The organism is Streptomyces sp. NPDC107517 (assembly GCF_055582645.1).
On sequence record NZ_JBVJPM010000076.1, the window covers coordinates 1 to 8,334 of the forward strand.

An 8,334-nucleotide genomic window follows, 5' to 3' on the forward strand; every position below is an offset into this window, starting at 1 on the left:
GTCGGCAGTGAAGCTGCGGATACGGATACTCCTTCAGTGACCGACGTGGACATACCCGGCCCACAGTGAGGGGCTGGCCGGATACCGGTCACGCACGGCGCGCACGCACGCCAGCCAGTCCGACTGTGACGGCGGTTGAGCGGCCCGGCCGTTGAGGAAGCGGCTGTGCTGATGGGCCTCGGTTGGTAGCCGAGGCCCGCCCCTGGCCGCTGCCACGAGTCAGGAGTGCGCCGCTATCACCAGTAGCGGCGCAGAGCCGCACCCTTCCTAGAGGTACGGCAGGGCGCCGCCATTTGCCGTAGCGGCGCTCGCCGTCCGCTCCCTTGGCAGCGGGAACGGCGGTTGCGGGCCGCTGACGCAGGCCGCAACCGAATCGTAGCCGTGGCAGCTCACGCGGGCCTGCATCATCCGACTCGGCGATTCGCACGGCGAGCGGTGCGCGCCGCGCGGTAGGCCTGTGCGGCGTCACGGGAGGCACCGGCGATGGGCTGCCAGAGGCCGTAGGGCGCGCGGTAGGGATACCAGCGGCCGTCATGCCCGAGCCGGAGCTGGATGCGGGCCGCCGTGTCGGTGAGGTGGTTGTTCTCGCACTCGACGGGCGCGGTGGCGGACGGGCGCAGCGGCTGGATGTCGACCTGGGCTCGGGTGAGGACGTCGAGGTCTGCCTGAAAGGGCTCGAGGTAGGTCGCGGCGCCGTGAGTGCCGCCGTGCGTGTAGGCGAGAGCGAGGTGGCCCATGGAGATGATGTCGAGGCCGAGGTGGCCCATGGCCGTCTCGCGGAATGGGGCACCGTGCTCGAGTGCGATGAAGCGGGCGATGTCGGTGCCGGAGTCCGAACCCGTGCCCGGCGCGGCGCCGCTGAGGACCTGGGCGGCGCGGTGGGCGGCATCGGCGGCGAGGGCACGGAGCGCGTCCAGAGAGGGCAGGGGAGCGGGCGGCTGGTCGAGAGGGCTGTGCAGGACCGGAGTTGCGTCGGTGAGGTCGAGATCGGCCGGATCGGGCAGGACACGGGCGGGCCCGTCCGGGAGGCGCGGAGCGGGCGGCACGCGCGCAGCGTTGGAGGGCGCGTCGGGAGCGGCTGCCGAAGCCCCACTCTTGATGCACGCCGCCAGCTGGGCGGGAGACACCTTCTCCTGGACCGAGGTCTGGACGGTGATCTGTCTGCTCGCTGCGGTGACGGGCGCCGGGGCCCTATCGGCGGAAGGCGCGGGTCAAGTTCCTCACGGGCGGGGACCGGATCATGGCGCGCCGCATGCGCCAGGACTTCTTCAGCTTCCAACCGACCCACAAACTATGGCTGCTGGCCAATCACCGGCCCGAAGTCGGCTCGGGCGGCTTCGCGTTCTGGCGGCGCATGCGTCGCATCCTGTTCGAGCGCGTCGTGCCCGACCACCGGAAGATCGACAACCTCGCCGACCTCCTCGTCACGGAGGAGGGCCCCGGCATCCTCAACTGGCTGATCGGGGGCGCCCGTCGCTATCTCGGCGGCGAGCGGGACCTCACCGGGCCCGAGCGCGTCCGGATCGCCACCACCGCGTACGCGGAGACCGAGGATCACACCGGGCGATTCCTGAGCGAGTCCTGCCGTCTGGACACCGAACTGAGGGCCGAACAAGCGTGGCTGTACACGGCCTATAAGACGTGGTGCCAGAATGAGGGAGCCCCGCCCATCTCGTCATGCGCCTTCGCGGCCCGGGTCCGCGAAGTGCTGGGACTGGCATCGCCCAAGGCGATGATCCTCTCCAACCAGCGGAAGTACTACCCGGGCATCGGACTGGCGGCCGACGAGGAGAGAGCATGAGCGCCCTCATCACCGAGTACGAGATCGCGCACGAAACCGATCTGGTCTGGCTCGAGGACATCGACACGTTGGACTACGTCCGCCAGAGCCTGGACCGGCTGCCCACCCGCCGTGGCAGGCCCGCCTACCACCGGGACGGCCGCATGGTCGGCTACGCGGTCCTGGGCACGCAGGTCAAGCCGTCGCGGTCCTCGGGTACGTTCCGCCGCCGTGTCTTCTGGCCGCTGCCGCACGACCGGGACAGCGAGCCCGAGGGCCTGTACGCCAAGGGTGCCCCGGCCGAGGCGGTGGACCCGCGCACGCTCGGGCCCGGTGACAAGGGCCGCAAGACCGAGCGCTCCGAGGGCGGACCGCCGTCCTCGGCCAGGCGGGCGCTGGGGATCACGCTGCCGCTGTAGCGTCGTCCCTCGTCGGGGACCCGGGCCACAGCGGACGGCGCGCCCCGGACGCTGTGCGGGCCGGCAGGACGGTGTTCTCCTTGTACGCACGAAGGGGCCGTTCCGCCACGGCACGATGCGGTCGCCCGAGCACCTCCATACCCACCGACTCCTGCCTGGCGAGCAGGTGATCCGCGGGAACCATCAGGTTGAAGGTTCCTCGCGCAGCACCACAGCGACGCTCAAGTCCGGCTCGCGGACCCGCAGGAGGCTGGTCGCCGCGTCGACCTCACCAGGTCACAAAGCCTCGAACGGATCGCTGGAGACACGCCCGGGAGGCGGAGTTCGGCGGCCGGGCGTCGGGCCCGGACGTGGTTCAGGACCGGAGTCATGTCGCGCAATTTTGCGCCCATGCACCCAGCGTCAGCGTGCCGGCCGGGTGGCGGGCGATGGTGGTCACACCTCCGCTACAGCATCCTGGATGCCCGTGTATATCGACACAGCTGCTGGAGCAGCGCCTTTCCGACCGGGGGCAACCGCGCTTGGCGGTCGGTTCGTTCGACGAGCTGGGCGTCGATGACGCGTTCCTGCTTCTTGACCGCCCTGGCGGACGCGGGCAAGGGAGACCTGCTGGCATTCGGCACTTCGGCCACGACGGAGCCCCTGTACGAGCGTCAGGAAGCCTTCTGTGGCCCGCAGTTCCATTCTGCCCTCCGCAGCATCCTGTCCTCCGGATTCGTGAACCTCTGAGTCAATGGACTCAACGACCTTGTCAAGATCGGCTGTTGTTCCCGGGCTGCCCGATCTGCATACTGGGCAGCGGCTGTGAGTAGGTCTCCTGCAGGTAGTGACATGTGCCGGTACGAGAAAGCAGGACCGGCCTGCTCAATTCAGCCAGCGGCTCGAAATAAGGGGGACTGTGCAGAAAGCGCGTACGTCATCGATCAGGGGGCCTCGTCGTGCCGGGCTTCGCCCGTCGAGCACGAAGCCCCACGGAGAGCTCCTGCGTGAGATCTGACCCGAGTACTGGCCAGGCACCTGACCCGGCCACCCTCCATCCCCTGCCTGCCCACGAGCGGGTCGTTTTCCTCAAGCCGCTGGTCGCCGGGACCAACGTCGTGGCAGGTGACTTCACCTACTATGACGACCCCGACGGTGCGACCGACTTCGTGCAGCGCAATGTGCTGTATGCCTACGGTCCGGAACGGTTGATCATCGGCAAGTACTGCGCGATCGCCACGGGCACCCGGTTTCTGATGGCGGGCGCTGACCACCCGTCGATGGGGGTGTCCACCTTCCCCTTCACCATGTTCGGCGGGAAGTGGACCGAGCAGACGCTCGACCTCGTCACCGGCATGCCCAGCCGCGGGGACACGGTGGTTGGCAACGACGTGTGGTTCGGATACGGGGCCACCGTGATGCCGGGAGTACGGATCGGCGACGGCGCAGTGATCGCGGCCGGAGCGGTGGTCACCACCGACGTGCTGCCGTACACCATCGTGGGCGGAAACCCGGCCAAGACAATCAGACAGCGCTTCGACGACAGCGACATCGAACGACTCATGCGCGCCGCATGGTGGGACTGGCCCGTCGAACTGGTGACCGCGCACGCGCGCACCATCGTGGCCGGTTCCCCGCAGGACATCGAGCGCATTGCCGCTGCGGAAGGACTGGAGCAGCAGCAGTGACAATCCAGACCGTCGAGGAGTACGCGGTGTCCGGTCGCGACAGCGGCCCGTACGCGATCACGACCGGCCCGGACGGCGCGCTGTGGTTCACCATGGTGCACAGCGCCAGGATCGGTCGGCTTGTCCCGGGACAGGAGCCGACCAGTTACCAGCTTGCCCCCGGTAGCGGTCCGACGGTCATCAGTAACGGGCCGGACGGCGCACTGTGGTTCACCGAGTACGGGGCGCACCGGATCGGCCGGATCACGACGGCCGGCCACGTGACGGAGTTCGCACTCCCGACCGCTCAGTGCGGTCCCTTCGGTATCGCCGCGGGGCCGGACGGCGCGCTGTGGTTCACCGAGACCGCCGCCGACCGCATCGGCCGCCTCACCACCGATGGAACGGTCACGGAGTACCCGCTGCCGAGCACCGGCGCGTTCCCCTCCGCGATCGCCGCGGCGGAGGACGCGATGTGGTTCACGATGAATCAGGCCAATGCCATCGGCCGTATCAGCATGGACGGCCGCATCACGGTCCACGAGCTGCCCACCGCGGCGGCCGCGCCGGTGGGTATCGCCGTGGCCGGGGACGGCGGCGTCTGGTTCACCGAGATCGCGGCCGGCCAGATCGGTCGGCGAGGAACCGACGGCCGGATCACCGAGTATCCGCTGCCCGACCGCTCGGCCCGGCCGCACGCCGTCACCACCGACGCCGATGGCACCGCGTGGTTCACCGAGTGGGGCGGCAACCGCGTCGGCGCGGTCACCTCGGACGGCGCGGTCACCGTCCACGACCTGCCCACCCCGGCTTCCGAACCCCACGGGATCACACAGGGCCCGGACGGCGCCCTGTGGACGGCCCTGGAGAGCGGCTCACTGGCCCGCATCTCACCACTCACCACCAGAACCAACACCACCACCAGGAACACCGAACAGAGGAACACCTCATGAAGTACGCCCTCGTGATCTTCGAGACGCACGCGTCACGCGCGCGGATCCAGGATGACCGCGACGCCTACCGGAAGGCGTACGAGACCTGGATCGGCGAGCTCGCGGCGGCGGGCAAGCTGGTGGGCGGTGACGCCCTCGAAACCGAGCACCAGGGCCCCGTCACCGTGCGCAAGACGGCGGACGGATCCGCGGCGGTCACCGAAGGACCTGTCCACAGTGGCGAGGAGACTCTCGGCGGCTGGTTCGTGCTGGAGGTGGCCGACCATGCCGAGGCCATCGAGGTGGCCCGAGGCTTCCCCACCCCGGAGGCGCTCGAAATCCGCCCGATCCTCGAATCGGCCTGAGCCGTACGTGGCCCTCGCACGCCCGTGTCTTGATCTCGGGCGTGCCTGATCGGCACGCCACACCGGGTGCGGCGCACTGCACCCTTTCACAGGGGTTCAGTTGAATCGGGCATCGGTGAGCTACCGGCCTATGGCCGGCCCCGAGGAGATCGATCTGCCGGCTCTCCTATGTCCTGGGCCAGGAGCTGGTCGGCCGAATCGATCGCCGAAGGCCTCCTGGCCGACTACGAGATCGTCGCCGTCGAAGTCACCGAGGACGACCTCAGAGGGGCGCTACGCCATCCCGGCCGCATCGACGCCGCCAGCGAAGGACTGCGCCTGGCAGCCTCACGGATCGCCCTGTTGAGCGCTCAGCATCTCTGTTCCCGAGCTGACCCTGGGGCACACGACTGCGGCGATGAGCGAGCTCATCCCGCTCGCCGAGGCGTCCCGCGCCATGGCGATGGAGGACGCCGACGCCCGGGCCAAGGAGCTCGCCGCGCGCTTCTCGGCCGACGCCGCCTGACGCTCCGCATCGTCAATAGGACGCCAAGGCACCAGGGCAGCGAGTCGCCAAGACATCGAGGCAGCGAGGGTCCCCGTCCCGTACCGCCCGTCCCGTACGACGACGGGGGACCCATCAACAATCAGTGTGATTGTCCTCACCACAGGACCGCTCGCATCCAGAAAACGCACAAGCCCCGCAGATCTGAGATCTGCGGGGCTTGTGTCTTGTCTTGTGACCCATGGGGGCGGCCCGCGGAGTCAGGCCGCCGTCACCGGCCAGTGTCTCAGCGCCGCGCGCAGGCCCTCGGGGTCCTGAGCATCGGCCGCCCAGGCGATATGGCCGTCGGGGCGGATCAGCAGAGGCCCGGTCAGATTCCCGGCAGGGGCGGAGAGACACAGCCACTTTGTCTCCGGCACCGGTCGCCCCTGGGCGACCAGCACGAATCGGCCGTCACGCAGCACCTCGTACAGCCGCTGCCCGCCGGAGAGCCGGAGGTCGGGGGCCCGGCGGCCGGTGAGCGGATGGCTTCCGCGCGGCGCCGGGTAGGCGATGCCGACGCCGGAGAGCAGACGTTCGCCTGTCGCCGTGAGCGAGTTCAGCCGGTTCGCGACGGGCAGGCCGACCTCGCGAAAGCCGCGCACCAGACCGTTGCGGGGAGAACGCAGCACGCCCCGGGTGATTGCCCCGGAGACCCGCAGTGCCTGCCGTCCGACGGGGTGGCGCTCCCGCTCGTACGAGTCGAGAAGCAGCTGCCCGGCGCGGTCCTGGACCACGGCGGCCAGCTTCCAGCCCAGGTTGGCGGCGTCCTGGAGCCTGGTGTTCATCCCCATGCCGCCGGCGGGCGAATGCACGTGTGCGGCGTCGCCCGCCAGCAGCACCCGGCCCTCGCGGTAGCGCACGGCCTGCCGCTCGTCGCTGTGGAAGCGCGAGATCCAGCGTGGGGCGTGCATGCCGTAGTCGGAGCCGAGGACCCGGCGCAGCAGTGCGGAGAGCTCCTCCGCCACCACCGGCGCGTCGTCGGGCCGTTCGTCTCCCGCGACCCAGCCGATCGCCCGATACCAGCCGTCGCCGAACGGCACCAGGGAGGCGAAGCCGTACGCGTTGGAGTTGGTGGTCACGGCGTCGACGGGGATCTCGGTGAGCCGGATGTCGGCCAGCATCACCGAGCGCACCACCGACCGGCCGGGGAAGCCGATCCCGACCGTCCGCCGCACCGGGCTTCGCACGCCGTCGCACCCGACCACGTACCGGGTCGACCGCCTGCGCCTCCGGCAACACGGCGATCGGGTACGCCCGCGCGCTCCTGGAGTCCGGGGTCTGCGACATCGTCCTGGCCGGCGGTGCCGAGGCCGCGATGTCCCCGACCGCCATGGCCAGCCTCGCCCGGGCCGGCGCGCTGTCCACCCGGCGCGACGACCCGGCGTCCGCCTCCCGCCCCTTCGACGCCGACCGCAACGGGTTCGTCGCCGGCGAGGGCGCGGCCATGCTGGTCCTGGAGCGGGTCGAGGACGCGCGGGCGCGCGGCGCCCGCGTCAGGGCACGAGTCTCCGGCTTCGGCGCCTCGGCCGACGGCCGCCACGTGTCGGCACCCGACCCGACCGGCGGCGGCGCAGAGCAGGCCATCCGGGCAGCGCTCGCCGACGCCCTGGTCGACACCTCCGAGGTCGACCACGTCAACGCGCACGGCACGTCGACCCCGCTCAACGACATCACCGAGGCCGGGATGCTCCGCCGGGTCTTCGGCGACAAGCCCGCCGTCACCTCCACCAAGGGAGTCGTCGGCCATCTGCTGGGCGCCGCCGGAGCCGCCGAGGCGGTGTACACGGTGCTCGCCGTGGAGCGTCGCCTCGTCCCGCCGACGGCCAACCTGAGCAGCCTGGACCCGGGCATCGGGGTGGACGTGGTGGCCAAGGAGGCCCGGCCGATGGAGATCGGCGCGGCGGTGAACGACTCGTTCGGCTTCGGTGGTCAGAACGCCGTGATCGTGGTGACGCCGGCATGACAGCGACTCCCGGCTCCTCGGGCCGCTCCGTCCTCGTCACCGGTGGCAACCGCGGCATCGGCCTGGCCGTCGCCCGGTCGCTCGCCGCACGCGGTGACCGGGTGGCCGTCACGTACCGCACCGGCGAACCCCCCGAGGGGCTGCTCGGGGTGCGCTGCGACGTCACCGACGAGGCGCAGGTGGAACGTCGCGGCCGCCCACGGCGACGTGGAGGTGCTGGTCGCCAACGCCGGCATCACCCGGGACGGGCTGCTGTTCACCCTCGACGACGACGCCGTCGACACCGTCCTCGACACCAACCTGCGCTCGGTCATCCGGGTCGCCAAGCACGCGGCCCGGGGCATGCTCGGCGGGCGCTGGGGCCGGCTGGGGCTGATCTCCTCGGCCGTCGCGTTCACCGGGTCGCCCGGCCAGACGAACTACACCGCCGCCAAGGCCGGCCTCGTCGGTCTCGCCCGCTCCCTCGCCTGGGAGGTCGGCAGCCGTGGCATCACCGTCAACGTCGTCGCCCCGGGGCTCGTCGAGACGGACATGCTGTGCGACGTACGGCCGGCCCGCATGGACCAGTACCTGGCGATGACGCCACTGGGCCGGGCCGGCACCGCCGACTAGGGCGTGTTTCAGATGTGGATCTTGAGGTGAGATGATCTTGTTCTGTGGCACGTGGAGACATGACGGATGCACAGTGGGCTCGGCTGGAGCC

7 protein-coding genes and 4 pseudogenes are annotated in these 8,334 nt (G+C 70.5%); 9 read left to right on the forward strand and 2 right to left on the reverse strand.

What is annotated here, in order from left to right; genetic code table 11:
* Positions 1 to 404 precede the first annotated feature (404 nt).
* On the reverse strand, positions 405 to 1,046 hold the full coding sequence (locus tag ACZ67T_RS45815) for a hypothetical protein (RefSeq protein ID WP_469992957.1): 642 nt from the start codon (positions 1,044 to 1,046) through the stop codon (positions 405 to 407).
* A gap of 155 nt (positions 1,047 to 1,201) precedes the next feature.
* Between ACZ67T_RS45815 and ACZ67T_RS45820 the strand changes: the two are divergent.
* From ACZ67T_RS45820 to ACZ67T_RS45845, 6 genes and pseudogenes are all read left to right on the forward strand, one after another.
* Positions 1,202 to 1,801 (forward strand): annotated as a pseudogene (locus ACZ67T_RS45820) (phage/plasmid primase, P4 family); the annotation flags it as partial.
* Positions 1,798 to 2,199: a DUF6009 family protein gene (locus ACZ67T_RS45825; protein WP_469992959.1), complete on the forward strand. Its 402-nt coding sequence runs from the start codon at positions 1,798 to 1,800 to the stop codon at positions 2,197 to 2,199. The pseudogene ACZ67T_RS45820 and the gene ACZ67T_RS45825, both read left to right, overlap by 4 nt.
* Before the next feature lie 986 nt (positions 2,200 to 3,185).
* A complete protein-coding gene (locus ACZ67T_RS45830; RefSeq protein WP_469992967.1) occupies positions 3,186 to 3,866 on the forward strand; it encodes a CatB-related O-acetyltransferase in 681 nt (226 codons plus the stop codon).
* A complete protein-coding gene (locus ACZ67T_RS45835) occupies positions 3,863 to 4,798 on the forward strand; it encodes a Vgb family protein (RefSeq protein ID WP_469992961.1) in 936 nt (311 codons plus the stop codon). Before ACZ67T_RS45830 ends, ACZ67T_RS45835 begins: the two co-directional genes overlap by 4 nt.
* The gene (locus tag ACZ67T_RS45840; protein WP_469992963.1) at positions 4,795 to 5,142 is read left to right on the forward strand and encodes a YciI family protein; all 348 of its coding nucleotides are present in this window, start codon (positions 4,795 to 4,797) and stop codon (positions 5,140 to 5,142) included. The genes ACZ67T_RS45835 and ACZ67T_RS45840 overlap by 4 nt, the downstream gene beginning before the upstream one ends.
* Positions 5,143 to 5,503: 361 nt before the next feature.
* A pseudogene (locus ACZ67T_RS45845) lies at positions 5,504 to 5,647 on the forward strand (FMN-dependent NADH-azoreductase); the annotation flags it as partial.
* Between the two features lie 239 nt (positions 5,648 to 5,886).
* Here ACZ67T_RS45845 and ACZ67T_RS45850 read toward each other — a convergent pair.
* Complete coding sequence (locus ACZ67T_RS45850; RefSeq protein WP_469992964.1) at positions 5,887 to 6,855, reverse strand: FAD-dependent monooxygenase; 969 nt, start codon at positions 6,853 to 6,855, stop codon at positions 5,887 to 5,889.
* Positions 6,856 to 6,881: 26 nt separating this feature from the next.
* On the opposite strand from ACZ67T_RS45850, the pseudogene ACZ67T_RS45855 reads away from it, so the two are divergent.
* The 3 genes and pseudogenes from ACZ67T_RS45855 to ACZ67T_RS45865 form a co-directional block, all read left to right on the forward strand.
* Positions 6,882 to 7,631, forward strand: a pseudogene (locus tag ACZ67T_RS45855) (beta-ketoacyl-[acyl-carrier-protein] synthase family protein); the annotation flags it as partial.
* Positions 7,628 to 7,756 (forward strand): annotated as a pseudogene (locus tag ACZ67T_RS45860) (SDR family NAD(P)-dependent oxidoreductase); the annotation flags it as partial. The pseudogenes ACZ67T_RS45855 and ACZ67T_RS45860, both read left to right, overlap by 4 nt.
* An 88-nt stretch (positions 7,757 to 7,844) precedes the next feature.
* On the forward strand, positions 7,845 to 8,243 hold the full coding sequence (locus ACZ67T_RS45865; RefSeq protein ID WP_469992965.1) for an SDR family NAD(P)-dependent oxidoreductase: 399 nt from the start codon (positions 7,845 to 7,847) through the stop codon (positions 8,241 to 8,243).
* Positions 8,244 to 8,334: the final 91 nt, after the last annotated feature.

Bases quoted from the DNA above. Each gene is read 5' to 3' on its own strand.
- ACZ67T_RS45840 (WP_469992963.1), top strand. From the start codon at position 4,795: ATGAAGTACGCCCTCGTGATCTTCGAGACGCACGCGTCACGCGCGCGG.
- ACZ67T_RS45825 (WP_469992959.1), top strand. From the start codon at position 1,798: ATGAGCGCCCTCATCACCGAGTACGAGATCGCGCACGAAACCGATCTG.